The organism is Prochlorococcus sp. MIT 0701, from assembly GCF_000760295.1.
In the GTDB taxonomy this organism is placed as follows: Bacteria; Cyanobacteriota; Cyanobacteriia; order PCC-6307; family Cyanobiaceae; genus Prochlorococcus.
Genome location: NZ_JNBA01000030.1, coordinates 29116 through 53923 on the forward strand (window position 1 = coordinate 29116; position 24808 = coordinate 53923).

A 24808-nucleotide genomic window follows, 5' to 3' on the forward strand; every position below is an offset into this window, starting at 1 on the left:
CTATCGAGCAAGCCGTCTTTAATAAGACCCTGATGTTCTCGTTCCCTGGCACCTGCGTTTGTCATGACCCTTGCCCTATCTGCCCACAGGCTGCATCCGATCAGATGGCTTGGCTTGGTCCTCATCAGCATCAACCTAAGTGGCTGCAACGAAGGGTTACGTCAACGCATCGGCATTGGTTCTAAGACAAGCCCAGACAACACCCCTGTCGTCAGTGATCCACCCAAGTCAGCGCCTCTGCAGCCTGGCACCAATGTGATCGTGATTGCTGTGGAACAAGTCGGTCCGGCAGTGGTGCGCATCGACACGGTGAAACGGGTGGCAAACCCCCTTGGCAACCTCTTCGGCGGCGGACCTCCCATCCAACGGCAAGCAGGCCAGGGATCAGGTTTCATCACACGCTCTGACGGGCTGATCTTCACCAATGCGCATGTGGTTGATGGGGCAGAACAGGTATCGGTAACCCTTCCAGATGGCCGCAACTACAGCGGCAAAGTGCTTGGTGGTGATCCCCTCACCGATGTAGCCGTGGTCAAAGTCGTGGCGAAGAAGCTTCCCGTGGCCCCCCTTGGCAATTCCAACAACATCAAGCCTGGTCAATGGGCAATCGCTATCGGCAATCCTCTTGGACTAAACAACACCGTTACTGCAGGCATCATCAGCTCCGTCGACCGCACCAACGCCTTGGGGGGAGGGCAACGAGTTCCCTACATCCAAACTGACGCCGCCGTAAACCCAGGCAATAGCGGAGGACCACTCATCAATGCCTCAGGACAGGTGATCGGAATCAATACTGCCATCAAAGTTGCACCAGGAGGCGGGCTGAGTTTTGCAGTACCGATCAACCTGGCCAAACGAATTGCCCAACAAATCGTGGGGAGAGGGCAAGCTTCTCATCCCTATATCGGGGTAAGGCTTCAGAGCCTTACCCCCCAGCTAGCCAAAGAAATCAACGCAACAGGAGGGGAATGCCAGGTTCCTGAAGTTAATGCTGTTCTCGTTGTCGAAGTGATGTCTCGCAGCCCTGCAGACAAAGCCGGCGTGCGCCAATGCGACTTAATTAGTGAGGTCAATGGTGAGGTCGTCCGCGACCCTTCACAAGTACAACTTGCCGTTGATCGTGGGGAGGTTGGCCAACCCATGCCGCTCACCCTTGAACGAAACGAGAAGACGATCGAATTAATCGTGAAACCAGCAGAACTACCGCGCCAGGGGTGAATTGACATGTCAAAACCAGCGCTGGTTGTGATGGCCCGCTGGCCGGCAGCAGGCAGATGCAAACGAAGACTGGCCACCAATCTTGGAATAGTGCGTGCAGCATCTATCCAGGCCAGGCTTACCAAACACACTCTGAGCGTGGCAAATAATCTTGCCAATAGAGGTCTAGTCGAGGTGCAATTAGCGATCACTGGCCTCGCTCCCAAGGCAGCCAAGCGCTGGGCAGACGATCAGGGCATGAACGTTGTGGAGCTGCAAGGGAACGGAAGCCTGGGTGAACGGATGCGCCGACAGGTCTTGCGAGCACAGCAGCGACACAATCCAAAAATCAGCGCAGGTCGCACCACACTGCTAATCGGCACGGATCTGCCAAATTTGTGCGATCGAGATCTGCTTCAGGCCCTAGAGGCTTTGCAAGAGCATGAGTTCGTGCTTGGACCCGCTACTGATGGGGGCTACTGGTTACTTGGACTCTCAGGACGCTTGGTAAAGCCCGTAACACGCTGGCCCTTCTGCGGCATTCCCTGGGGGAGCAATCGGGTACTGCAAATCACACTGCAGAAAGCAGCAGATGCAGGCGTGATGCCTTGCTTGCTGCGCGAACAAAACGATCTCGATTGCCTTGAAGATCTTTCACCATGGCAAGCATGCGAGGAAGGATTGATATCACAAAGATATGAACCAGGAAACAACTCGATTAAGGCTATAAAATGAGTCTTCAAAAACAAAATACCCTTTTCAAAAGTGAAGTAGTGCCGCTCAAAACGTCTTATCAGTGAGCAACATCACAGCTCTAAGTGAGGTGGGTCATCACCTCAGCCAAAGATTTGGGAGATGGTGTGTTCACCGAGGAAGAGATCCCTCCCCACGACCTCAAAGCAATGAACTTCAAAACACATCTTCAGCAGGATATACAGCCAGATAGATATCCCCTCAAAAGAGGTAGAGAGGCACTAGGGCAAAAAAGGTTAATTGAAAGATCATTTGAACATGCTCAAATTCCAAAATCCTTCGAGACAGAGATTGGGCTTAATAGGCTTAACCCAGAAGTTATCGATCCAAATTCCGAAGAAAATTCTGAGCCGACAATCAAGGAGAGCGCGATAGACCTCAATCACGAGAGCAACACAGACAGACCAAAGCTTCCAACGATGACACCACTAGGTCATAATGCTCCAGATGGACCGATTGAAGATGACAATAAAGAGCCCGTAGATCATCTTAGCTTTGATCAAGAAAGTTTAAATGTGAATCGCCTCATTGATCCTAGCAACTTTATAAATATGGACGAATTCCTTGGCGATATTCAAGACATTCAAGATATGGCAAAAGAAATCGTAGCAGGAGGGACCCAAAGTGGATGGTTCGATGATTTCGTGGAAGGCTGGGATAGATTTTGGGATGATGACAATAGATTAGGGACAGAAGACGAAGATGATCTAACCGGATGTGGAGATGATCTAGATGGTGACGGCACACCTAATTGGAGAGATTGGGATTACCATTTTGGCGATGACAAGGATAGCGATGGTGACGGAGTGAACAACAGTAGAGACAAGGATAATGATGATCCTGATATCCAGATCATGGCCGGACAAGGCAAGGGAGGCAATCTTCCTCCATGGGTCAATGCCATGAATATTGCTGATACAAGTGAAATCAACCAGCATCACGAATCTATCCTTTTAGAGTCAATCGCCTCCCCACTTGAACAAACTCTCCTAACCGAAGATCTCTTTATGATTCATAAAATTCAAGCAAACGACTTTTCACAACCAATGCCAAATGCAACCATCACTCCCATTTCAGACATCTGATCTAAGCATCAAATCGGCGACTTATTGCTAACGTAAAAAACTGACAGACTGATCAAATTATCTATAGACCACTGCTAAATTAGCGAGCCTCAATCAAAGCAATCACAAAGTCATACACAACTTCGGGGCTTTTATATGCTTCAGCAAAGTCCAATCAACTCTTGCTGAAGTTTCACAACTATACAGCTCCAAAGACTACGTATACAGGCCTATATCTCTTGCAGATTTTACCTGCCTAAGTTTCACGCCCTTCCATGACAATAGCCAAGATATAACTAGTCATCCTCTTCAATGTTTGATTAGCCAAAGCTTGCTCTCTAATCCGTTTAGCGAGGCACTCTGGTCAATCTTTATCGCAAGCAGATGTACTCTGCAAGTATGCAATACCAATTTCCTTAGAGCGGCTCCTACAAATATCCCTTATGGGATCTCGCCATTGAGTTGCTTAAACAACAAGCCAATCAACCATATTTATCGTGATCCTCTAAGCCAATCCAATCAGGCAGTTTTCTGCAATATCAAACATGAGCGAAGTGCCCAGCCTCAGCGTGATTGTGCCGAGCCTGAATGAAGCCAGCCGTCTACCACTGCTGTTGGCCGATCTTCAACGCTGGCCGACACCCCTTGACCTTTGGATCGTTGATGCTGGCAGCTCTGATGACACAGAACTCGTTGCCCAACTCACAGGAGCTCAAGTATTGCCAGTAGCCAATCCCAATCGGGGTGCTCAGCTCAGCCATGGAGCATGCCATGCAAAAGGAACTTGGTTGATGTTCCTGCATGCTGACAGCCGCCTCCCCCCCCAATGGCCCGCTGTCGTTGAAGCAGTGATTACTCAGTCAGCAGGAGAGCTGAATGCTTGGTTTTTCGACTACAAAATCCAAGGGAAGGGATCAAAACTGCGTCTATTGGAACTAGCGGTGGCCCTTCGCAGCAATTGGCTACAACGGCCCTATGGCGATCAAGGCTTGCTCATCAGCAAAACGCTCTACCAACACATCGGGGGATACAAACCCATCCCTTTGATGGAAGATCTCGATTTGGTACAGCGACTCTCTTGCCAAGTCAGGTTGCTGAGCCTGGGATTACCCCTTTACACCGATGGCCGTCGTTTGCAACGGCTAGGTCTACTGAATCAAGCCTGGCAAAACGCCCAATTGCGTAGACGCTGGCGCAGAGGAGACGAAGCCAAGCTGCTGTCGACGGTCTATTACCGATAGCCCTTAGGCATACCAGAAAGCACATCGGTGGCCATCAGGCTCCAGAGTCCAACCCTGTCGCTCATAGAAATCGACAACACCTGGATCAGCGAAGAGCGTGACCCGTTCAATACCCATCTCCTTAAGAGATTCAAGGGTGTAATCCATTAGATGCTTACCCAATCCCACCCCCTGATAAATGGGGTGAATCGCTACATCCCACACTGTGGCTTCAAGAACTCCATCACCTGTACATCGAGCAAAACCAACCAAACGAGGCAACAGGGAATCATGGCGCCAAAGACCAACCTTGAGGAGAGTGTGATCAAGTGCCCGACGCACTCGACGCATCGGCCGGCGACTCCAGCCCACAGCCTCCAGCAATTGTTCAAGCTCAACAAGATCGAATGAACGGTTTTGACTGAAGACAAGCTTGATCTGCTCATTCGAAGACGGGCACTCTCGTGCTCCATGCCCATAGGCCTGCTCAAGCACCTCCGGCGTTAGCGAACAGGAGCTGATCACACAGCAGTGCTCAACTGTCTTGATCCTGCCTCACCAACCCCCATAGCCATCACGCTTGAGGGTGCAATCAAGATCCAATCGCTGAAAGCAAAAACTAAATTCAAAGTTTCGCCAGTCCCCGTTCCTGTAGTTCCGCCAACTGAGAATAAAGGCCCCCCTTGGCACGAAGCTCAAGGTGAGTTCCCTGCTCAATCAGCTCGCCCCGCCGAAGCACCATGATTCGATCGGCTGCTTCCACAGTGGCCAGGCGATGGGCAATCACAACAGCGGTGCGACGTTCAAGCAAACGATCTAGATCCCTTTGCAATGTCGCTTCCGTGGAAGGGTCCATGAAAGCTGTCGCCTCATCCATGACCAGCACAGTGGGGTTGCGAATGGCCACCCTTGCAACCGCTAAGAGCTGTCTCTCTCCCGATGACAAATTGCCGCCACGCTCCCTGAGCTCAGTCTCCAAGCCGTTGGGTAGCCGATTGAGCAAAGGATCAAGGCCAAGATCCCTACAGATCGCCCGCAAACGATCATCCTCAATCGAGGAATCCAATCGAAGGTTATCTGCAACATTGCCGCTAAACAGAAAGGTGTCCTGAAGCACAACCCCCAGTTGTTTGCGTAGCCGCGAAAGAGGGATTGTTTTGATGTCAACACCATCAAGCATGATCCGCCCGACCTGAGGCTCGTAGAGGCGACACAGCAAGCGGATCAGGGTCGTCTTGCCTGAGCCGGTTGGTCCTACCAGGGCAACATGTTCACCAGCAGAAATACGAAAACTAAGATCCTGGAGAATCGGCTCGTCCGGCCGATAGGCAAAGCTCACGCCCTCAAACACCACCTCACCGCAAGGAGCAGAAGCCGAGGGCCTAGCAGCGATGGGTTCCGCTTTAACAGGACTTGGATCGACAATGTCAAGTGGCTGCTCCAGCAACTCGCCAATCCGTTCAACAGCGGTCAGTCCCCCCTGAATCTGAGTGAAGCGATCAGCAAGTTGCCGCAAAGGATCAAACAAACGCTGGGAATAAAGGATGAACGTTGTCAAGGTGCCAAGGCCCATTGTCTCGGCAGTCACCATCCATCCACCAAGGGCCAGCACCGCAGCAACGGCTGCCAGGGCAACCCATTCGATAAAAGCTGAAATGCTGCTGTCATAAAAGATCGTTCCATTCACGGCTTGCCTGTAGGCCGAGCCAGTGCGATCAAATAGCTGCCCATTAAACGTTTCTCGACGAAACATCTGGACCACTTCAAGCCCCTGAAGGTTTTCCTGAAAATCGGCATTGAGCTGAGAGAGTTCCTCCCTCACGCGGTAATTGGCTTTCCGGTATCGGCCTTGCAACCAAAGGATCACCAAGGTGACCGGTACCTGCGTCACCAGCAGCAATCCCCCCAGCCGCCAATCAATCAACATCATGGTGACTGCAATCACCACAAGGGTGACGAGGTCCCCCAAAACTCCCACTGCCCCACTGCCAAAAACCTCAGACAGTGCATTCACATCACTGGTCAGCCGAGTCAACAACTTGCCAACAGGCATCCGATCGTGAAAGCGCAGCGAAAGGGCCATGGCATGGCCAAAAAGATCGTTACGAATACGGGCCGTTAGCCGTTGCCCCAAGGCCTCGATATTGAAAGACTGAAAGCCCTGCAGACCCAAGCGCAGAAGCACAGAAATCAGCAGAATCCCCACCAAAAGTCTTACGGCTGAGCTCACTGGCAGCTCACTGAGCCAAGGGAAGGTTGACTCTTGCTTCAAAACACTGATCGCCTGGCCCACCAAGAGGGGTTGAATGGCACCAGCGAGGGCTAACGGCACCAAGAGGGCCAGGACCATCCATAGACGCCGACGGTCCTCACGGAGATAACGCCCCAGACGCCGAACCCGCTGAAAATCAGTAACAGCCATCAAGCTGAATTCTTAGGTAATGATTGCTGAATCCGCATGGCCTCCACAATCAACTGAAGATCTCCACGGTCCAACCTCAAGGCCAATGGATGACCTATCAAGCGTGCCGAGGACTGAAATAGCTCCTCAATGGCCACTAAGCCATTGTCGCGAAGGGTGCGGCCTGTCGCTACCAGGTCGACAATCGCTTCAGCAATGCCTGTTATAGGGCCAAGTTCTACCGAACCGGTGAGGTGAACAAGTTCTACAGGCAGATCAAGAGCGTCGAAAAATTCTCGAGCACAATGGGTAAACTTGCTAGCCACTCGACAATGGGGCGGTAGATCAGCCGCGTGCTTATAGCCACTGCTGTCCTTCACTGCCACAGCCATACGGCAGCCCCCGAAGCCAAGATCAACCAACTGGGCAACGGGCATCTGATGCTCCCGAAGCACGTCGTAACCCACAACTCCCAACTGGGCCTGGCCATAGGCAACATAAACGGGCACATCCCCGTTGCGCACCAACAATGCCCGGGCCCGACCACAACGGGAAGGCACCATTAACTGACGATTGCCTGGATCAAGTACAGCGGAGAAATCCAACCCAGCAGATTGAAACCGAGCAACCGAATCATTCAGCAAAGCTCCCTTTGCAAGCGCGACCGTGATCATGGAGCGATGCGTCGACCTGGACTTTAACGATGGAAGCAACCTCAACAGCTGCGACTACCGATGAACAACGTTCATCGGTCCATGCCCTTCCTGTTCTTCAGGACAACATCATCTGGATCTGGATTAAGGGAGACCAGGCTGTCGTTGTGGATCCAGCAATCGCAGAACCAGTCAAGACATGGCTGCAAACTCGAAAGCTCTCACTCGCAGCAGTACTTCAGACCCATCACCATGCTGATCACATTGGTGGAACCCTTGAGCTGCTTAGGGACTGGCCTAACGCAGCCGTGGTAGCAGCCGCTGCAGACCGTGATCGCATTCCGTTCCAGACGATCTCCGTTCGTGATAGAGACAAGATTTCTCTTCTAAACAGCAGTGTTGAGGTGCTCGCCGTTGCGGGTCATACCAGAGCACACATTGCTTATTACCTGCCCACAAACAATGAAGATCGTGAAGATCCAGCCCTGTTTTGTGGTGACACCCTTTTCGGAGCTGGATGTGGCCGGCTGTTTGAAGGAACTGCCGAAGACATGTACAAGGCTCTGCAACGTCTCTGTTGCCTGCCAGCGAAGACCCGTGTGTATTGCGCTCACGAATACACCGAAGCAAATCTGCGCTGGGCCGCCGCCCTGCATCCAGAAGATGTTGCTATCAACGAGCGACTTGCAGACGTTTCCAGTCGCCGCAAGCGAGGTGCCCTGAGCCTGCCTAGCAGCATTTCAGAAGAACAACGTACCAACCTGTTTGTGCGTGCTCAGAGCAGCAAAGAGCTGGCAGAACTTCGCCAACACAAGGATCAATGGCAAAACTAAGCACACATACCTAACTCAGCAAAATCAAAACGGCCTGCCCGTGGCAAAACCGCTCACAAACAAGACAGGCCTGTCCCAATGGAACAGGACCAACAACCAGTGAGATTGCAGTCCATTGAGATCAAGGCCGCTCGAACATGAACGAAGCGGCCTCACTCCCAGAGGATTTTCAACAGAAACAAAAGCTGACAGCGATGATGCACCATTGATGCTCAGAGCAGACCATGAACGCCCCTTCTGTGCAAGCAATCACAACAGCATCAGCTCCAGCACCAGTCGGGCCCTATAACCAGGCCGTACTAGCAGGAGGATGGCTGTACTGCTCTGGTCAAATTGCCCTTGATCCAACCAACGGGGTCATGGTTGGGCAAGGTGATGTGGAAGCTGAAACCCGCCAGGTCCTAAGCAATCTGATGGCTGTGCTCACAGCAGCCGGTGCTGAGCCAAGGCAAGTGATTCGTACCACGGTTTACCTCACGGATCTGGCCGACTTCCAGAGGGTTAATGCTCTCTATGGCGAGATCTTCGGGGATGGCATCAGCCCAGCAAGAGCATGTGTTCAAGTAGCTGCCCTCCCAAAAGGTGGTCGAGTGGAAATCGATTGCGTTGCTTGGCTCGGCTGAAAACAACCAGAGAGACGTGAAGCGCTTGGATCAAGCGTGTAGCGACTCAAGAAAATCTTGTCCCTGTCCTCTTATCCCTGACCTAGCAGGAGTTCTTCGATCCGATCAACCCTAATCACTTTGATTGACAGCGGAAGTGGGGTTACTGCTAACTCCTGTGACTTTCCCTAGCGTTGAAAGGGGAAAAAACGATTGGCCGAACCTAAAAGCAAAAGCCGAATCCGCCAAGACGGACAGTCCGCTGAGTAGTCTGAAGATTGCATAGGTTTAGAGGCGTACTGCGAGAAACCATGGCCGAAGCCAAGTTGACCATTGGCGAACTCGAGGCGGGTTATCCCCTTTACTGCAAGGCCCTAAGGCGACTGCTGCAGGAAGGTCGTAGCACCCAAGAGATAGAGCGCACAGTGTGTTGGAGCCATCTTGAGACCCTCAATCGTTGCCTCCCCAGCCGTTACAAGGCACCGTCTTATTTGCTTGTGCTGATCAGACGGGATCTGGAACAACCAAAGTAGAGAATGGTTTTCATCCAAAAGCTATCTTCAATCCTCATTCAGACGATTCCATAAGGGGTTGAGTCGGATGTCGACCTTCCAGCTCCCCTTGGAATACACGACTCGCCAAGATATCAGCAGATTCGATCGTCATCAGTTCATCACGACTGAGCGGTTCTCCCATGCGTGCAAACAATCGATTCGCCTGCCTCAAACGGGTACGGTCCAAAGCATTGCGAATTGAACGAGCATTAGCAAAGAAAGGAAGATGACGGCGACGTTCGATGTAATCCTCGAAAACGCCCTCAGCTTCATGGCCAAAGTAATAGTTCTGCTGGACCAGGAATAACTGAGCGATAGCCATCAACTCCTGATTGCTGTAATCCGGGAAATCAATATGGTGAGCAACCCTAGAAGAAAGGCCAGGATTAGATTGATAGAAAGTATCCATCTTATCTTTATAACCAGCAAAAATAACAACAAAATCACCTCGCCGACATTCCATATCCTGTAGCAATATTTCGATTGCTTCTGCTCCATAATCTCTTTCATTACCTGGTTTATAAAGGTAATATGCCTCATCTATAAACAACACACCTCCTTGTGCACGTTTAATCATCTCCCGAGTTTTTGGCGCCGTGTGGCCAACGTACTGACCAACTAAGTCGTCACGGGTGACAGTCACAACATGACCTTTGCGCAGATATCCAAGGCGATGAAGAATCTGAGAGATTCTGCTTGCAACAGTTGTCTTTCCAGTGCCAGGTCGTCCAGTAAAAGACATATGAAGACTTGGCATCGTGCTGGCTAAGTCAAAATCCTGCCTGGCCCGATCAACTAACAACAAAGCGGCAATTTCTCGAATCCTCGTCTTCACCGGCTTCAAGCCAATCAGCTCGCAATCCAACTGATCTAATACCTCTCCAACTCCGGAATCGGCATAAGCCAAAGAGAGATCAATTGAGGAGTCCATCTATCTCAGCTGCAAATTTATAATCATCTTCATTTAACTCAACCTCTTCTTCTTCATCCTCCGGCCGCAACGTGATATTGACATAGGTACGTCCAAAACTAATATCAGGAAAGCGTTTTGCTGCTTCAGTATGCTCACCAAGACGATCTAAAAAATCCCTGGTTTCTGCATAGGTTTCGAATTCAAATCGCCGCTCGAGTCGTATGGGACGAACGCGCTTCTGCCATTGATTCATCACAACAGTTGAGAGGTGGATCATTCTAAGTCAAAGAATAACCTTTATGCTTGTCATCAAAGTTGATCACACCAGAATTGCGAAGAAATTCGCCATAGAAAAACCCGACAAAGTATCCGGCTTAAATTAGGGTTTAGCTAAATTAGCTACGGCGCTTTGCATGAGTGGGTCTTAATGCTGGCTCAACTTCCTCATGAGGACGAGCAATAATGTGGGCAGCAACAAGTCCATCACCAACCCTTTCACAGGCATCTGCACCAGCACGAACGGCTGCATTCACAGCTCCTGTTTCGCCACGCACCATCACAGTGACATAACCGCCACCGACATATTCCCTAGAGATGAGGTTAACCTCAGCAGCTTTTGTCATTGCATCAGCCGCTTCGATGGCAGGAACCATGCCACGAGTTTCAATCATTCCGAGTGCGACCCCCTGAACAAAAGAAGGAACGGAGGAAGCAGGGGCCTTGATAGCACCACCAGACGCAGAGCCACTGCCACTGGAACCCACAGCACTCCTACCGCCCCTTGATGCGGACCCGGCACCCGTTGCTCTACTGGCGGATGTGCCCGCTGTGGCAGCACTTCTGCTCGTAGTCGACTTTGAACTTGATGAAGACGATGTTGAAGCAGAAACATCCACAGTTTGTGTTGCCTTGCCAGGAAGAACTTTTTTGGCAACTTCAGAGCCAGCAGGTGTCGATTTCGTCAACGAAGGGCTGTCTGAAGAACTAGAGGAAGAAGGTTTTGGCATGGATAAAAAGTTTAAGAAGAAGAGCAGAAATGGATCGAATCCGAATCATTTATTACCTATCCATCAGGCAACCAGTAATCAATAATTCCTCCAATGGTCAGATCTGTTTGAGTGTTGGGATCTGGACATGCAAAACGTGCAGCTGATCCACTGGAGGTAAACACCCAATTGCCCTCTCGAGCACCAACAGGATCAACAGCAACCAACTGCTTGCCAGCGTTATTACGCAGGATGCGCAGATGCATATGACCAAGACCGTCAACCCTTTGCGTACAAACCAAACGGCCCATGACCTGCATGATTTCCATCAAGCTGAGCCCCCAGAAACTGGCTTCGGGGCTTCTGGATCCCAATGGTCAATAATGCCTACAATCGTAAGATCACTAGGATAAGATTTACTTCCTGCCGCCTCTCTCGCAGCAGAGCTGCCGACACAAATAACCCAATCATCTGGCTTACAACCCACAGCATCGACTGCAACCTTCTTGGAACTTCCATCAAGAACAACTTGAAGGTGTTTGTGTTCGAATCCCGGGATTCGATTGGTGGAAACAAGCGGTTTAAGAACCTTGCAAATCAACATGTCAGTGTGCCTCCTGATGAACAGGCTCCAAGGAGGAACCGACTACCTCTGAAGTATCTTTTTTGTCACGATCACGAATCGTCAAGAATGTATGAAGAAGGCCCTGATCGAAAAGGTCAGAGTAACGCTCAGCAATAGCTTGATTTACGCGATAGCAATCAGACATAGCTCGATCCCTTGCACCTGGGACTTGCCCAGAGTAATCAAAGCGAACAACAACAGGAATTGGCAGATCTCGAGAAACATTCAACCCTTTAAAAATTTTCACTCCTACATCTAAATCTGGAGCACCTACTTCGACTGTATCCAAATGAGCGAAATAGGTTAGGTTGCGAAGATGAACTTCCTTAAAACCTATTCCAACTCCAATAAAGCGCTCTGCATGCCCAGCATCTGGGTAGGGGCCAGCATGTAATTGCTTCACGTAATCAATCTGAGAAAAGTTGTTTGCAATCAATTTTGTAATGAATAACACCATCCCCTGATCAGGTTTCTTAGGTGCACTGGCTTCAACACGTTCAGCAATATGTTGCATTGCCTGAGCTGAAGTTAGAGAAAGCGTCTCTTGATAGAGATCTTCAGCCGAAAGCCACTCATCTAAAACAATTGAGCCATCTGCCGCAGGAACATGGACACGAATCGCATCGGTATCGGTATCAAGCCCGATCAAAAGAAGGTCTACTGATGCACCACAACAGAAACTATTCTCTACGGATTCACGAAAATCAAGAAGACGCTGTTGACCAGCTGAAGCTGCCAATGCATCATCACTTCCATGAGCCGCACATCCCTGATGAGATGGATCAAGGGAACTAAAGTGATAGGTGACAACCTTGAGATAACGCGTTGGAGAATCGGCTGAATTTGGAACACCTTCTCGATAACGTCTGTGTTCTGTCTTAATCCAACGGTTTACGGTTTTCTCAACATCAAATAGAGCGCCTGCATGGGAGCGCCGTCTTACTGAACTAAAAGGAATCCGTAAGGCATAAGCAATCGTATGTGCCAAGCGTCCATCAGCGCAGGGGGAGACATCAAGGAGATGAAAACCACAATCAACAAGAAATGAGTAAAACTCCTTTGCTTGTGGGCTACCTTCTCCTCCTTGAAGAGGATCTTCTTGAAAGAAACGGTCACTCACCTGCTGATGAAACTGAAACACACACCAAGCAAATAAAGCCCTCATATCTAATGCTCTTACCCAAGCCTGTTCCAAAAGGTGGCTCGGCAAATCAAAACCGAGTTCAGAGCGAGCAAGACTTTGAGACTTTGAGACAAAATCCTGATCATGCTGAAGAGCTGAAATCCTTTTAAGCAAGGGCACAATCAGCTCAAAACAGCCTTTGACATTGCCTTCATAAGCCTGAAGATGCTGATTGAAGGCTCTGTCTGTAAGCGGGTGACATTGGCCTTGTAACCCACGAGCAATACCTCTTGGGGTTGAACCAACAGAGATCTGAGGTGTTACCACAGGCCTCCTCCTTGGAGCAGTCGGAGCCAAGGGTCTTTGCGTTTGAGAGGCCAAATTGCGATTGCGATAGGCCATCAATCAATCAACCCCTTGCGCCGCCAGAAACTGTGATCAAGGAGCCTTGATCAGTGTTACCACTTGATCCTGTTACTCGACTCATTGGTTGAGAAAGTTCCTCATTACGCTTTAAATCAGCGGCAGGCATCGCAGACATCGGGCCTGGCCGAGTTGGATTACGGCGACGAGCAGAAGCTCCTTCGGTACCAGTCACCCTTTCACTGCGATCCCAATCATCTCCGGTGATATTGAGGCCTGCAGATTGGCCTTCTCCTGTAACTCGTGATTCTGGGCGTTTTTGCCCTACATCATTGGAGGTTTCTTCAACAGGAACCGACTTAAAATGACGTTTTTTACGATCAAAACGGAACTGCTCAGTACCAGTAATTTTATCAACCGCCATATTAAAAGGACCCGTAATCTGAGAACCCTGCTCATAACTTGTACCTGTCACTCCAGAGCGCTGTTCACTCTTCACATGAGCAGCCCTTGCTGGAGACTGAACACTAAAGTGAGTCCAAGGGGCAGACCTTTGTCCATCCTGTTGCAACTCACTACCAGCGGGGGCGTCTGATCCACAAGCCTGGGCAAGTTGATCTCCACCAACATATGGGGTGCCAGTCAAAGGTTCACAAGCACCTTTCTCTGCTCCTGTCATCACTCCACCTACTCCAGGCTGAAGACCTGTCATGACAGCTCCAGGTGTACCCATCATCTTTGGGGTACGGTCCTGAATTTCTCTTACAGAATTTGTATCACACCAACCAGCAGCTTGTTCAAGCCCACCATATGGAGTTCCAGTGACTGCTTTACATGTTCCAGGCTCATCTCCTGTTACAAGTTCAGAGCGACCTGTAAGCGTTCCACTAACAGTTTGCGATTTATTTGTGAGGCTTAAACCTACCTTAGCCGCCTCAGGATTTGGCCTGCCACCGCAAAATGTTTTGTATTGCTGAGTACCAACATATTCATCACCGGTCACTCTTTTACAACTACCTGGTTCATTACCAGTAACATTCTCCGAGCGAGCAACATTGGTACCAGTTACACCTGCTCCACGCAGCGTATGAAATGAACCAACTTTTTCAGCAGGTCTACCTTCAGGGAGTGGGTCAGCTCCAAGATACTGATCACCAGTAAGTTGCCGATTGGAGCCAGCTTCGTCGCCAGTAACCCTCTCAGAACGTCCAACCATCACACCACTAACCTTTCGACCATCTTCTGTAATGCTCTGGCCAACTTTTCTTGGTGAGGGTTGGCTAGCACCACAATATTGATTGGACTGATTCGCCGAGATATATTCGGTACCTGTAAGAGTCTTACAAGTTCCAGGTTCATCACCAGTAACTTTTTCAGAGCGGCCAACTTCATTTCCAGTCACTCTATTTCCATGACTTGTATTTGTAACTGCAACCTTTAAAGGTTGCCCAGGTTGCGGCGCAGACTGGCAAAAGGCATCAAAAACCTCAGAGCCCAAGTATTGAGTGCCGGTAATTGAGCGACAAGTACTCGCTTCATTACCCGTGGTTTTAGAAGAGCGATTTGCTTGAGTACCAGTGACGAACTGACCTGTACTGGTTTCACTTAAACCAACTTTCCAATGGGCATCTGCTGCGACTGCCTGCTTGGAACCGTTACGGTTAGGGCCACAGGGACGACATGCACCAGAACGCTTTTTATCGGTAGATCCACTTTTGCTTCGCAATTCACGAACTCTTTGTGAAATCTCTCGACTTGACAAGTCAGGGTCTCCCTGACGAGCTACTGATGCTGCAGAAGTAGGTTGATTTGCCGCAGTTTTACCATGCTTGGATTGTGCTTCGCGACGAGCAAGAACTAAAGCACGGCTTGGATTTTGTATCGCTCTACGTTTCGTAGAAGGACGGTTCACTGAATTTCTTGAACTTAATCTTGAGACAGCATCAAAATTCTTTAAAGACTTAGAAGAAGATTTATCAAGATCTTTTTGATTGGCAGATAAATCCTTAGCCTCATGACTGTCAACACTTTGCTGGCTAAACTTAGACGAGAGCTTCTTAACATCTGCACGGGTTCTATCTTTACTTTTTGCTGCAGGCTGACCACGGCGAGAAAGCTCATCACGACGTGCCAAAACCAAGTCACGACTTGGGTTGACTATGAATTTGGCTTGACGTCTAGGAGCGCTAGGGACTTCTCTAGGAACAGCAAAAGAGGTCTTTGCGTGTACTTTTTCAGATGATATTGAATCAGGACTATTATTCGATTTTACAAAAGATTGATCTGTTCTTGTAACACGTGCATCAGAAGCAGTTCGGATGCGATTGGAATTTGATCCACTTAATGCAGTGGATTTCTTGCCTGAGTTGCTCAGGGCCTTACGGCGTTCAAGCGCTAGCTCTCGACTGGATTGTTTTGCCATGCCCAACCAATAAAAAACGTCGTAAGGAGGAAAGAGGCTCGTTGCCTCTGATGAGAATTAATAGCCCCGAAAGAAAACCTCGAGGCTATTAAGGAATAGATGCTGAAACTAAAATCAGCGACCTTCAAATACTACGAATGCGGTTCCTTGACTTTGGGTGTACGCGTCATAACCAACCATGCGAACATGGTGATCAGGGTATGCACGATGGCAAGCCTCAAGCTCACTGACGACCGTATTGAGATCCTTCTCGCCAAAGAAAGGTAACTTCCAATAAGACCAATAGGTCTGCATGGAACCGCTTGGGTGAACGTGCTCAATCACAGGGCTCCATCCCTGAGCAATGATGTAGGCAATTTGATCGTAAATTTCGTCCTGGGTCATCGGCGGTAAAAAGCCGAAGGTTTCCAGGGTGGCGACTGTTTGATAGTCACCAACTGTGCTCTGGAAAGGCATGGTGAACCTTGGAATGTGGATGTTTGAGGGCCAGTACGACTAAGTGTTGGCCTAACTAAATCTGAGAAAAAGTCTTGAGGAGACAGATGTCTCCTCTAATGAGACTCTCTACTGAACGTCGAGTTTGTCGACGGTGTCGAACTCGAACTTGATTTCTTTCCAAGTTTCAAGTGCGATTGCCAGCTCAGGGCTATGCTTCGCGGCTTCCATCAGGATGTCGCGACTTTCCTTCTCGATCTCACGACCTGCATTACGAGCTTTGACACAAGCTTCAAGTGCGACTCGGTTAGCAGCTGCACCAGCAGCAGACCCCCATGGATGACCATGAGTACCACCGCCGAACTGCAGGCAAGAGTCATCGCCGAAAATTGCCAGCAACGCTGGCATGTGCCAAACGTGGATACCACCAGAGGCCACAGCAAAGACTCCAGGCATGGAACCCCAGTCCTGGTCAAAGAAGTTGCCGCGATTACGGTCTTCGGGAACAAAAGACTCACGCAGGTTATCGATATAACCAAGTGTGGTCTGACGATCACCTTCTAGTTTGCCAACCACAGTTCCGGTATGAAGCTGGTCTCCACCGGAAAGGCGCAAACACTTAGCCAGCACACGGAAGTGGATTCCATGCTTGGGATGACGGTCAATCACCGCATGCATAGCACGGTGAATATGCAACAGCATGCCGTTTTTACGACACCAGTTCGCTAAACCTGTGTTGGCTGTAAAACCACCAGTGATGTAATCATGCATGATGATTGGCATGTCGAGTTCTTTAGCGAACTCAGCACGCTCATACATCTCTTCAGGAGTTGTCGCTGTGCAATTGAGGTAATGACCTTTGACTTCTCCAGTTTCTTGTTGTGCAAGCTTGACAGCTTCAGCAACAAACTCAAAACGTTCGCGCCAACGCTGGAAAGGCTGAGAGTTGATGTTCTCGTCGTCTTTTGTTAAGTCGAGACCACCACGCAGACACTCATAAACAACACGTCCGTAGTTTTTACCAGAAAGGCCAAGCTTGGGCTTAATGGTGCAACCAAGTAAGGGGCGACCGTACTTATTCAAACGATCGCGTTCTACGACGATGCCATTAGGAGGACCACCGCAGGTCTTAATGAAGGCCATCGGGAAGCGAATATCTTCCAGACGAAGATGGCGAAGTGCCTTGAAACCGAAGACATTGCCGACCAAAGAGGTCAGAACGTTAGTGATTGAACCTTCTTCAAAAAGGTCTAGTGGATAAGCAATGAAGGCATAGAAAGACTCTTTGTCTCCAGGTACATCCTCAATCCTGTAGCAACGACCCTTGTAAAACTCAAGGTCAGTTAGTAGTTCTGACCAAACTGTGGACCAAGTACCTGTTGAAGATTCAGCAGCAACAGCTGCCGCAACTTCCTCTTTAGGAACGCCTTCCTGTCCTGTGCACTTAAAGCAGGCCAGCAGGTCGGTGTCTAGGGGTACATAATCGGGAGTCCAGTAGGTGTCTCTGTACTCCTTAACCCCAGCGTCGTACTTCTTGCTCATGGAATAGCTCCTTTTAAGTCGGTATAGAAGGTTGAGATAGCGCGGCTCTTAGAGCCATCGCAGAAGGCCTCAGTCCTTCTGACCTACGAAATTGCCGTTGCCTAGCGCAGGCTCAACTTCGCGATGAGGACGGGCAATGATGTGAGCAGCAACAAGGCCATCACCTACACGCTCGCAAGCATCAGCGCCAGCACGGACAGCAGCGTTCACAGCGCCTGTTTCGCCACGCACGAGCACGGTGACATATCCACCACCGACAAACTCACGACCAATCAGGCGCACTTCAGCTGCCTTGGTCATGGCATCAGCAGCTTCAATTGCTGGCACGAGGCCGCGGGTTTCGATCATGCCTAGGGCGATGCCCATGGTTTCGTTAGCCATTGCCTACCTGGAGTGATAAATGGAATGTTCGCAATGGAGAATGCTCTGCAGCCCATCCTTCCGTCAAGCAAATTTGACCAAAGAAGGGATCACCATCAGTAGTCGCCTGCATAAGCTGAGCTAATCACCCTGCCCAGGACTGTTTTAAACGACTGTTGTTTTTTTCGTCAGCACTTGCCCACATTTGGTTGGCAGCTGGGCTGCATCTCGTTAAAGGCTTTATTCGAGAGAGGCGGTCAGCGTTGGCCGAAGTCTGGTCTTTTCATCCCGTCCTGTCTCAGACATTTCAAAGAGCCTTCTCTAAGTCACCCTCTCCAGCAGAATGAAAAGCCAGGTTTTTTTTGGTTTGGCTCAACCACTGCTGGCCATTGCTAGTGGAAACCCCCGCAAGGTTGCCGAAATCGAGGCAATGCTGGGTCCACTGCCGATCAATGTGCAAAGACAACCCAGTGATCTAAATGTTGAGGAAACCGGTTCCACTTATCTAGACAATGCCCTCCTTAAAGCTCGTGCGGCAGCAGAACTTTTAGGGAGCTTGGTTATCGCTGACGACTCTGGTCTTGAAGTTGATGCTCTTGATGGAGCCCCAGGGCTTTTCTCGGCCCGCTATGCCCCAAACAATCAAGAAAAGATCAAAAAAATCCTTGCTGCACTTGCTGACAACCCCTATCGGAGTGCACGCTTCTGCAGCGTGATGGTTTTATGCGATTCACAGGGTCATCTTCTCAAGGCAGCCGAGGGGACCTGCTGGGGGGAACTGCTGAAAACGCCTGCCTACCAAGGTGGTGAATTCGAATCACTTTTTTGGGTAAGAGAAGCCAACTGCACCTATGGAGAAATGAACCTCGAACAACTATCAAGACTTGGCAGCCGCGGAAAAGCCGCTCGGATTCTTGCTCCTTGCCTTCGACAACAAATCGGACTTGAAACGATTAGCTAGCGATTGATTTGATCGATGGCTCGCATTGCCGCAGCTGCAGCCTCTTCAACATCACCTTCTTTACCCGCCAAAGTGAGCCTGCCAAAGGCGCCAACGCCTTTCACGTCAACGATGGTGATATTGGATGACTTCTCAGCTTCATTGGCAGCAATCAACACATACCCGGCAGGTTCGGTTTCAAGAATGAACATGCTCATTCCGGCTTCAATCATCGAACCGCGTCGGTTTTGGCGATTAATCAAAACAGCGTGATCTGGTGTAATCGCACGGATCACCTCTGTCCAACTCACATCACAAGAGCTTCTCTGACTAACCCGACTGCCAATGGCATCCAAGACAACATCGCCGGAATGGAGAACCGTGCTCTGGTCACGGTGGTATAGGGCCAAAGAACCAAAAGCCCTTTCCACAACCATTTGACCGAGCCGAACATTGCTCGCTTTCAGGGCAATATCAGTCACTCGATGGACAGCCATGCCTGGTGAGACCTCCATCCACAGGCAAGCATCACCAGGAATCGGTAAAAAGCCTTGACTCACCGTGCCCATGTAGGCAGCTAGCTGAGGCTGAAGTGAATCGAGGAAAACATACGTGCGCAATTCAATTTGCTGCACATGACTATTTTGACGGCCAACCCTTGCTGTCTCCGAATCAGTCGTAATGACGCAGCTTGCCCCTGAGGCCTGAGGCAAAACCTCAGTTCCTGTCACCAGCGAGCTTCCACCTTGACGCCGCTCCCGAATTTCTAAGCCCGCAAATCGCTGCATGGCGGGGATAATACCTTGTGATTGAACATATCTTTCAAACGCACTGCTCTTGCAAGCGGCCTTAGAGCCGATACCGTCCAAATCAATGATTGGGATGGACTATGGCCACCATGCAAGAAAAAAAATCTGAATCTACAAACCTTCCAACAGACCTAAAAGCAGAGCAAGCACTGGGTTTAATTGGTTTGGGCCTGATGCAAAAAATGCGGGAAGGTGCAAATGATTGGACATGGTCTCAAGCTGAGACTGGCGGACAAACGGATCTTTTGGCGCTTCGACAACGCCTCGAGCTCACATCTTTGGCCATTCAAACGGGTGCTCCACTTAGCACAGCTGAGGTGTCAAAACTTCTTGGTGCTAGACCCGGCTCAAAGGAAGTCACAAGAGGAGGGCTGATCGCAAGGCGAGTCAGCAGAAACGTTTGGAAGCTCAGCAGTTCCGACAAAACTCCAGAGCGCAATGTTGATGGATTCAGCGGCGATGGATTCCGTCGCCGCCTTTGAATCCCTAAAATATTAATCATCAAACTGATCAATCTCCCAAAAGAGATTGTCTTTAATCATTCATCTTCCGACTCTTCTTTAGCCGACTGTTCAACATCTATGCAGACCGTGGTTGCCATCAATTGTTCTCTGGCCGCAATCACAGGAGCCACTTTGCCCTTGAGCTGATCAGCAGCTTCAGAAAGAGTCAGATCCTTCTTCTCACGTATCTCGTCGACAGCGTCGCGGAAGATCTGCACCTGGTCACGATACTCACTGAATTCAGCCTGGCCAAGCTTCTCCTCAGCAACATCAAGGGTCTTTAAAGCCTTATCCAATGATTGGCCAGCCTTTTCAGCCTGGGCAATCGTGGATTCAGGAGTCAGCGCATTGACCAGCACTACAGCCTGATCAACTTGATTTCGAGCAGAGCAAACCAGCTCAGCATCCTCAGCTACTTTGATTTCATCATTGACAGCTTTCTGGCTAGATGACTCACAAGCAGCAAGTGTGAGAGATAAAGTCAGAACAGCCGGCAAAAGGCGAACTGCAGCCATCAATCCAAAAAATCGATTCTCTTAAATTTAGTCAGTTTTCGTCTGCACTTAAAAAAATCTAAGCGCAGACACATTGCATTGTGATAGAAAAACCTACGATCGAAAGTCAGCTCCTTCCCAACCAGGATGGAGCTCCGCCAAACCATTCGCCAAGGTCTTCATCCTCCGAGCAGTAGTCATCTGGTTCGGATGATCCAAGCTCAAGACCATCAAGCAACTGATCGATACCATCACGAGGTTGCAATTTCTGTTGCTCTCTCCTCGCTCTGTGCAACCAGGTTGCAACAGTTTGGTTTCGGTCAGCAAACTTATGAATATAGATTCGTTCACTTAAGCTAACAGGTTGATCGCTTGCGACTCGAGCAAGAATCTCTTGGAGGCGCAGGCGAGTATCTCTAGATAGCATCTACATAAAGACTCCTAATTACGTATTAGTAGAACTAGAAGTAAAGCCTTCGAACCAACCAGATTGCTTTCAAAACGGTACATGTATCTTAACACTCATCTTTCGACTAAATCTTGCTGCTAATTCTCTCAAATTACACAGCCAATGCCAGGTTAGATAAAAACAGGCGATGTCTAATCAAAAACTCTACTTGGCTTCCCATCTTCTTCAAACAAGTGCTTACCTTGATCGAAAAGATCAACTCTAAAGAGTGAATAAGACAAGGTTGGCTGTGTTTATATAACCAACACAATGCTAACTCTTTAAACTTCTGAAACCCTCTCATCAGAGAGGCGCAGCCTCCGCAACGTAAGCTACACCACCATAATAGTTAAGTATGGGATTTATCGATACACGCAACTTATCAAGAACTTCTATCTCGCAGAAGACAATCACATGAGCATTTGCACCAAGTCCACTAAAATCCATGCCCTCTGTCACATACGTATCAGGCCCTCTACCAGTTACAGGCCTAATGACTGAATAGCCAGGTACCCCAGCTTTATCAAGAGCTTCAATGACTGAATCAAGCTCTCTCTCACTTACGATCAAATCTAGGCGTTTCATGGATTTAAGCTGCTGAAGGAATTAGCTTGTAAACCAAACCCATATATAGTGGGATGCCAATCGTATGATTAAAGGGGAAAGTTAATCCCAAGGCGCTAGAAATGTAATATCTTGGATTGGCCTCTGGAACTGTCATTCGCATTGCCGTAGGTACGGCAATATACGAGGCACTAGAGCACAAAATGATAAACAAGAGTGCATTGCCATACCCTAAACCAAGGGCCCTAGCAACAAGGCCTCCGATTAAAGCGTTGAACATTGGCATCAGAATGGCAAAAAAGACAAGAAACGCTCCTGCTTTTTTGAGGTCTTTAAAACGCTGCGCCGCAACGATCCCCATGTCCAGCAAGAAGAAGCACAAGACTCCATAGAAAAACTTATAAACGAATGGTTCCATCTTCTCTACACCAGCAGGGCTATAGATAGAAGAAATGAAACCAATTACAAGGCTACCTGCAATCAAATAGACATAGCCATTTAGCATCGATTCATGCAGAACTTTGCCCCAGTTCATTCCAGTTCCATCAGAGCCAGGACGTGCCTGACGGGAACCAAGGCGAACTAGGACCAAACCAACGATGATTGCCGGTGATTCCATTAACGCCAGTGGGGCGACCATAAATCCGTCATAAGAAATATTTTGTGCCTGAAGAAAACTCTCAGCAGCGATAAAGGTCACTGCACTAATTGAGCCGTATGTCGCTGATATTGCTGCTGCATTAAAGACATCAAACCTCAATCGCAAAATACAGAAGCAAATCAGCGGAATGATCGCCGCCATTAAAACAGAAACAGTAATGGTTGGGATGACTTGACCACCGAAACCATCTTTCGCCAAAGCCATGCCACCCCTAAAGCCAACGGCCAACAACAGATAAAGCGAAAATAATTTCGGCAGCGGCGCAGGAATCTCAAGGTCAGCATTCAAGAAAACTGCAATCGCACCCAAGAAAAAAAATAAAACCTTAGGTGATAAAACATTTGCCAGTATGAGCCCTGCATCAAGTGCCGTTGCGGTTGCTGTGATCATATAAAGAAGTTGCAGAAAGATCTGGTCTGTTTTAGATAATGACTGGGCAAGATGTCGTTGAAAGGAGCTTAGACAATTTTTTTACATCATTCAAAAGCTTAAGATTTCACAAGGTAGATTATATCATTATTTTTATCAAAGATCCCAACCCCATGACGGTGGCCTCATGAGGCTGGGATCTCTAATAAGTTGTCACTTACTCTTATAAGTCAGCCAGGGCGGCTTCAAGAGCTTGAGTTCGGTTAGTCATCAACCCTTGCACATCAAACTTCTCAAGTCTCTTGCGGACCCTCTCGTTTGAAGCAACAACATAAGCTTTCCTTGAATGTTTCTTTGCCTCTTGAACCATCTGTTCAATGGCCAAAGTTGCAGTAATGCCAAGCCGAGGAACTTCAGTAATATCAAGGATCAAAACCTTGTAATTACGTACCAGAGCCATTCGTTCTGTGATCCCCGAAGCAGCTCCAAAGCTCAATGGTCCACGCAGACGGAATAACATCACCTGCCCGCCACAGCGATCAAGCAATGCTTGTTCTGAAGGAGGTAAAGATGGCTCTTCAGCTTTAGCCGCAGCAGCTGATTTGTTATCAACATCACCATCCATCAAACGATTATCAGCATCCATTCCTTCCAATTGAGCTTGTGTTAATGAATCAATTGTCAATAGGTTTGCGACAAAAACACCAACCAAAACTGCTGAGATTAAATCCCAGAAGACTGTCATCAGCAAGACGCCATACATGACAACAGCTGTTTTGATCGAAAGTCGATGAGCTCTAAGCAAGAAGCTCCAATCAATGATGTCGAGACCTACCTTGACCAATATTCCTGCCAGCAAGGAAGTTGGAATTAAAGCTGCGAACTGACCTGCTCCATACAAAACAATCAAAAGCACAATGGAATGCACCATTCCAGACAGTGGCGTGCTTCCCCCAGATTTGACATTGATCACCGTCCGCATCGTTGCACCGGCGCCAGGCAGTCCGTTAAATAAGCCAGATATTGAGTTGCCAATTCCTTGACCAATCAATTCTCTGTCTGAGTTATGACGAGTTTGAGAAATGTTGTCTGCAACCAGTGATGTCAAGAGTGAATCGATTGCTCCCAACACTGCAAGCACTAAGCCTGATTTGATGATCAAAGGTAGAAATGCTGGGTCCCAGCTGGGCAAAGAAAAGCCCAGGCCACCTTCAGGAATCGTGCCAATACGCGGTAGCTCATCGATGCCTCGGGCTGCAAGGTTCGCGTCATTGAACAGCACAACCGAAAGGGGCGTAACGATCAACAAAGCCAACAACGGTGAAGGCACCCACTCGGTGAGACGCCTAGGTGCCAAAAAGACAATGGCCAAGGTCATCACAGCCACTGCTACCGCGCCCCAGTTGGGTTGAAAGTTTGCCGACAACTGAGTCAGGCAAGCAATCACACCGCCCTTGGTTGAGATGCCAAAAAGAGGTCCAATCTGAAGAATGAGGATGATCACCCCAATCCCAGACATAAAACCAGACACCACTGAATAGGGCACAAGCGTGATGTAACGACCCAGTCGCAAGACCCCAAACAAAATTTGGAATAGACCTCCAACAACAACTGCGGCCATCACCAGGGGCAAAAGCTCGCCTGGACCATCAACCGTTGGCAACGCTGTGGAAATACCAACAGCAGCAAGAGCGGCGACAACTCCTGCCACAGTGACGCTCATCGGTCCAGTCGGGCCGCTGACCTGAGATGGAGTACCTCCAAACAGCGCTGCGAAGAAGCCAACAATCACCGCTCCGTAGAGACCGTAGATCGCGCCTCCATCGCCAAGGGCAGCATTGCCAAATGCGAGGGCTAAAGGCAGCGCCACCACCGCAGCGGTCAATCCGCCTAATAGATCTCCGCGAACATTGCGCAGATGAAATCCATGGATTAATGCCAAAACGTAGTGCTCCTGCCCACTTGACTTGAACA

At 49.2% G+C, this 24808-nt stretch carries 28 protein-coding genes; 9 read left to right on the forward strand and 19 right to left on the reverse strand.

The features are described from left to right. Positions 1–63 precede the first annotated feature (63 nt). The 4 genes from EV12_RS08230 to EV12_RS08245 all read left to right on the forward strand — a co-directional run bounded on the left by EV12_RS08230 (position 64) and on the right by EV12_RS08245 (position 4255). Positions 64–1218: a trypsin-like peptidase domain-containing protein gene (locus EV12_RS08230; protein ID WP_036914387.1), complete on the forward strand. Its 1155-nt coding sequence runs from the start codon at positions 64–66 to the stop codon at positions 1216–1218. Positions 1219–1224: 6 nt separating this feature from the next. Further along, on the forward strand, positions 1225–1932 hold the full coding sequence (locus tag EV12_RS08235) for a TIGR04282 family arsenosugar biosynthesis glycosyltransferase (protein WP_036914389.1): 708 nt from the start codon (positions 1225–1227) through the stop codon (positions 1930–1932). 83 nt (positions 1933–2015) lie between these two features. Beyond that, the gene (locus tag EV12_RS12930) at positions 2016–3035 is read left to right on the forward strand and encodes a hypothetical protein (protein WP_052039543.1); all 1020 of its coding nucleotides are present in this window, start codon (positions 2016–2018) and stop codon (positions 3033–3035) included. 524 nt (positions 3036–3559) lie between these two features. Then, a complete protein-coding gene (locus EV12_RS08245) occupies positions 3560–4255 on the forward strand; it encodes a TIGR04283 family arsenosugar biosynthesis glycosyltransferase (RefSeq protein WP_036914391.1) in 696 nt (231 codons plus the stop codon). Between the two features lie 3 nt (positions 4256–4258). Here EV12_RS08245 and EV12_RS08250 read toward each other — a convergent pair whose 3' ends face one another. The 3 genes from EV12_RS08250 to hisG all read right to left on the reverse strand — a co-directional run bounded on the left by EV12_RS08250 (position 4259) and on the right by hisG (position 7309). Beyond that, the gene (locus EV12_RS08250) at positions 4259–4759 is read right to left on the reverse strand and encodes a GNAT family N-acetyltransferase (protein WP_036914394.1); all 501 of its coding nucleotides are present in this window, start codon (positions 4757–4759) and stop codon (positions 4259–4261) included. Between the two features lie 100 nt (positions 4760–4859). Next, positions 4860–6656, reverse strand: coding sequence for an ABC transporter ATP-binding protein (locus tag EV12_RS08255; RefSeq protein WP_036914398.1), 1797 nt, complete (start codon positions 6654–6656; stop codon positions 4860–4862). Further along, positions 6656–7309: an ATP phosphoribosyltransferase gene (gene hisG, locus EV12_RS08260; RefSeq protein WP_036914401.1), complete on the reverse strand. Its 654-nt coding sequence runs from the start codon at positions 7307–7309 to the stop codon at positions 6656–6658. Before hisG ends, EV12_RS08255 begins: the two co-directional genes overlap by 1 nt. A gap of 29 nt (positions 7310–7338) precedes the next feature. Here hisG and gloB point away from each other — a divergent pair, with 29 nt between their 5' ends. The 3 genes from gloB to EV12_RS08275 all read left to right on the forward strand — a co-directional run bounded on the left by gloB (position 7339) and on the right by EV12_RS08275 (position 9256). Continuing rightward, the gene (gloB, locus tag EV12_RS08265; protein WP_036914404.1) at positions 7339–8121 is read left to right on the forward strand and encodes a hydroxyacylglutathione hydrolase; all 783 of its coding nucleotides are present in this window, start codon (positions 7339–7341) and stop codon (positions 8119–8121) included. A 224-nt stretch (positions 8122–8345) separates the two neighbouring features. After that, on the forward strand, positions 8346–8744 hold the full coding sequence (locus EV12_RS08270; protein WP_011825483.1) for a Rid family detoxifying hydrolase: 399 nt from the start codon (positions 8346–8348) through the stop codon (positions 8742–8744). Between the two features lie 290 nt (positions 8745–9034). Beyond that, positions 9035–9256, forward strand: coding sequence for a DUF3136 domain-containing protein (locus EV12_RS08275; protein ID WP_011130567.1), 222 nt, complete (start codon positions 9035–9037; stop codon positions 9254–9256). Positions 9257–9290: 34 nt separating this feature from the next. On the opposite strand, the gene cbbX is transcribed toward EV12_RS08275, so the two are convergent. From cbbX to EV12_RS08325, 10 genes are all read right to left on the reverse strand, one after another. Continuing rightward, positions 9291–10208 carry a CbbX protein gene (cbbX, locus tag EV12_RS08280; RefSeq protein WP_036914407.1) on the reverse strand — a complete coding sequence of 306 codons (918 nt, stop codon included), beginning with the start codon at positions 10206–10208 and terminating at the stop codon, positions 9291–9293. Continuing rightward, entirely contained in the window at positions 10192–10443 is a 252-nt protein-coding gene (locus EV12_RS08285; RefSeq protein ID WP_036914544.1) for a 4a-hydroxytetrahydrobiopterin dehydratase, read from the reverse strand. Before EV12_RS08285 ends, cbbX begins: the two co-directional genes overlap by 17 nt. 142 nt (positions 10444–10585) lie before the next feature. After that, positions 10586–11197, reverse strand: coding sequence for a BMC domain-containing protein (locus EV12_RS14840; RefSeq protein WP_072014301.1), 612 nt, complete (start codon positions 11195–11197; stop codon positions 10586–10588). 56 nt (positions 11198–11253) lie between these two features. Beyond that, positions 11254–11505, reverse strand: a complete 252-nt coding sequence (locus EV12_RS08295) for a carboxysome peptide B (protein ID WP_011825478.1) — start codon at positions 11503–11505, stop codon at positions 11254–11256. Beyond that, positions 11505–11780 (reverse strand): carboxysome peptide A, encoded by a 276-nt coding sequence (locus EV12_RS08300; protein ID WP_036914411.1) that lies wholly within the window; start codon positions 11778–11780, stop codon positions 11505–11507. The genes EV12_RS08295 and EV12_RS08300 overlap by 1 nt, the downstream gene beginning before the upstream one ends. Position 11781: 1 nt before the next feature. After that, positions 11782–13326, reverse strand: a complete 1545-nt coding sequence (locus EV12_RS08305; RefSeq protein WP_036914414.1) for a carboxysome shell carbonic anhydrase — start codon at positions 13324–13326, stop codon at positions 11782–11784. Positions 13327–13333: 7 nt separating this feature from the next. Beyond that, on the reverse strand, positions 13334–15709 hold the full coding sequence (gene csoS2, locus EV12_RS08310; protein ID WP_036914417.1) for a carboxysome assembly protein CsoS2: 2376 nt from the start codon (positions 15707–15709) through the stop codon (positions 13334–13336). Between the two features lie 114 nt (positions 15710–15823). Then, positions 15824–16165 carry a ribulose bisphosphate carboxylase small subunit gene (locus tag EV12_RS08315; protein WP_036914420.1) on the reverse strand — a complete coding sequence of 114 codons (342 nt, stop codon included), beginning with the start codon at positions 16163–16165 and terminating at the stop codon, positions 15824–15826. A 108-nt stretch (positions 16166–16273) separates the two neighbouring features. Then, positions 16274–17686, reverse strand: coding sequence for a form I ribulose bisphosphate carboxylase large subunit (locus EV12_RS08320; RefSeq protein WP_036914423.1), 1413 nt, complete (start codon positions 17684–17686; stop codon positions 16274–16276). A gap of 69 nt (positions 17687–17755) precedes the next feature. Beyond that, positions 17756–18067 (reverse strand): BMC domain-containing protein, encoded by a 312-nt coding sequence (locus EV12_RS08325; RefSeq protein WP_011825471.1) that lies wholly within the window; start codon positions 18065–18067, stop codon positions 17756–17758. A 322-nt stretch (positions 18068–18389) separates the two neighbouring features. Here EV12_RS08325 and EV12_RS08330 point away from each other — a divergent pair, with 322 nt between their 5' ends. Continuing rightward, entirely contained in the window at positions 18390–19007 is a 618-nt protein-coding gene (locus EV12_RS08330; RefSeq protein WP_152562366.1) for a non-canonical purine NTP pyrophosphatase, read from the forward strand. Here EV12_RS08330 and EV12_RS08335 read toward each other — a convergent pair. Then, on the reverse strand, positions 19004–19774 hold the full coding sequence (locus tag EV12_RS08335; protein WP_036914426.1) for a microcompartment protein: 771 nt from the start codon (positions 19772–19774) through the stop codon (positions 19004–19006). The two genes, EV12_RS08330 and EV12_RS08335, sit on opposite strands and share 4 nt — an antisense overlap. A 101-nt stretch (positions 19775–19875) precedes the next feature. Between EV12_RS08335 and EV12_RS08340 the strand changes: the two genes are divergently transcribed. After that, on the forward strand, positions 19876–20277 hold the full coding sequence (locus EV12_RS08340) for a hypothetical protein (RefSeq protein WP_036914429.1): 402 nt from the start codon (positions 19876–19878) through the stop codon (positions 20275–20277). A gap of 56 nt (positions 20278–20333) precedes the next feature. Here EV12_RS08340 and EV12_RS08345 read toward each other — a convergent pair whose 3' ends face one another. From EV12_RS08345 to EV12_RS08365, 5 genes are all read right to left on the reverse strand, one after another. Further along, entirely contained in the window at positions 20334–20813 is a 480-nt protein-coding gene (locus EV12_RS08345; RefSeq protein ID WP_036914431.1) for a hypothetical protein, read from the reverse strand. A gap of 106 nt (positions 20814–20919) precedes the next feature. Next, positions 20920–21057 carry a hypothetical protein gene (locus EV12_RS14655; RefSeq protein WP_241466565.1) on the reverse strand — a complete coding sequence of 46 codons (138 nt, stop codon included), beginning with the start codon at positions 21055–21057 and terminating at the stop codon, positions 20920–20922. A gap of 486 nt (positions 21058–21543) precedes the next feature. Further along, the gene (locus EV12_RS08355) at positions 21544–21825 is read right to left on the reverse strand and encodes a P-II family nitrogen regulator (protein WP_036914438.1); all 282 of its coding nucleotides are present in this window, start codon (positions 21823–21825) and stop codon (positions 21544–21546) included. A gap of 4 nt (positions 21826–21829) precedes the next feature. Beyond that, positions 21830–22855 carry a sodium-dependent bicarbonate transport family permease gene (locus EV12_RS08360; protein WP_036914441.1) on the reverse strand — a complete coding sequence of 342 codons (1026 nt, stop codon included), beginning with the start codon at positions 22853–22855 and terminating at the stop codon, positions 21830–21832. A gap of 202 nt (positions 22856–23057) precedes the next feature. Further along, positions 23058–24776: a SulP family inorganic anion transporter gene (locus tag EV12_RS08365; RefSeq protein ID WP_036914552.1), complete on the reverse strand. Its 1719-nt coding sequence runs from the start codon at positions 24774–24776 to the stop codon at positions 23058–23060. Between the last annotated feature and the right edge of the window lie 32 nt (positions 24777–24808).

Bases quoted from the DNA above. Each gene is read 5' to 3' on its own strand.
- EV12_RS08230 (WP_036914387.1), top strand. From the start codon at position 64: ATGACCCTTGCCCTATCTGCCCACAGGCTGCATCCGATCAGATGGCTT.
- EV12_RS08235 (WP_036914389.1), top strand. From the start codon at position 1,225: ATGTCAAAACCAGCGCTGGTTGTGATGGCCCGCTGGCCGGCAGCAGGC.
- EV12_RS08245 (WP_036914391.1), top strand. From the start codon at position 3,560: ATGAGCGAAGTGCCCAGCCTCAGCGTGATTGTGCCGAGCCTGAATGAA.
- EV12_RS08255 (WP_036914398.1), bottom strand. From the start codon at position 6,656: ATGGCTGTTACTGATTTTCAGCGGGTTCGGCGTCTGGGGCGTTATCTC.
- hisG (WP_036914401.1), bottom strand. From the start codon at position 7,309: ATGATCACGGTCGCGCTTGCAAAGGGAGCTTTGCTGAATGATTCGGTT.
- gloB (WP_036914404.1), top strand. From the start codon at position 7,339: ATGGAAGCAACCTCAACAGCTGCGACTACCGATGAACAACGTTCATCG.
- EV12_RS08270 (WP_011825483.1), top strand. From the start codon at position 8,346: ATGAACGCCCCTTCTGTGCAAGCAATCACAACAGCATCAGCTCCAGCA.
- EV12_RS08275 (WP_011130567.1), top strand. From the start codon at position 9,035: ATGGCCGAAGCCAAGTTGACCATTGGCGAACTCGAGGCGGGTTATCCC.
- cbbX (WP_036914407.1), bottom strand. From the start codon at position 10,208: ATGGACTCCTCAATTGATCTCTCTTTGGCTTATGCCGATTCCGGAGTT.
- EV12_RS08285 (WP_036914544.1), bottom strand. From the start codon at position 10,443: ATGAATCAATGGCAGAAGCGCGTTCGTCCCATACGACTCGAGCGGCGA.
- EV12_RS14840 (WP_072014301.1), bottom strand. From the start codon at position 11,197: ATGCCAAAACCTTCTTCCTCTAGTTCTTCAGACAGCCCTTCGTTGACG.
- EV12_RS08295 (WP_011825478.1), bottom strand. From the start codon at position 11,505: ATGGAAATCATGCAGGTCATGGGCCGTTTGGTTTGTACGCAAAGGGTT.
- EV12_RS08300 (WP_036914411.1), bottom strand. From the start codon at position 11,780: ATGTTGATTTGCAAGGTTCTTAAACCGCTTGTTTCCACCAATCGAATC.
- EV12_RS08305 (WP_036914414.1), bottom strand. From the start codon at position 13,326: ATGGCCTATCGCAATCGCAATTTGGCCTCTCAAACGCAAAGACCCTTG.
- csoS2 (WP_036914417.1), bottom strand. From the start codon at position 15,709: ATGGCAAAACAATCCAGTCGAGAGCTAGCGCTTGAACGCCGTAAGGCC.
- EV12_RS08315 (WP_036914420.1), bottom strand. From the start codon at position 16,165: ATGCCTTTCCAGAGCACAGTTGGTGACTATCAAACAGTCGCCACCCTG.
- EV12_RS08320 (WP_036914423.1), bottom strand. From the start codon at position 17,686: ATGAGCAAGAAGTACGACGCTGGGGTTAAGGAGTACAGAGACACCTAC.
- EV12_RS08325 (WP_011825471.1), bottom strand. From the start codon at position 18,067: ATGGCTAACGAAACCATGGGCATCGCCCTAGGCATGATCGAAACCCGC.
- EV12_RS08330 (WP_152562366.1), top strand. From the start codon at position 18,390: ATGAAAAGCCAGGTTTTTTTTGGTTTGGCTCAACCACTGCTGGCCATT.
- EV12_RS08335 (WP_036914426.1), bottom strand. From the start codon at position 19,774: ATGCAGCGATTTGCGGGCTTAGAAATTCGGGAGCGGCGTCAAGGTGGA.
- EV12_RS08340 (WP_036914429.1), top strand. From the start codon at position 19,876: ATGGCCACCATGCAAGAAAAAAAATCTGAATCTACAAACCTTCCAACA.
- EV12_RS08345 (WP_036914431.1), bottom strand. From the start codon at position 20,813: ATGGCTGCAGTTCGCCTTTTGCCGGCTGTTCTGACTTTATCTCTCACA.
- EV12_RS08355 (WP_036914438.1), bottom strand. From the start codon at position 21,825: ATGAAACGCCTAGATTTGATCGTAAGTGAGAGAGAGCTTGATTCAGTC.
- EV12_RS08360 (WP_036914441.1), bottom strand. From the start codon at position 22,855: ATGATCACAGCAACCGCAACGGCACTTGATGCAGGGCTCATACTGGCA.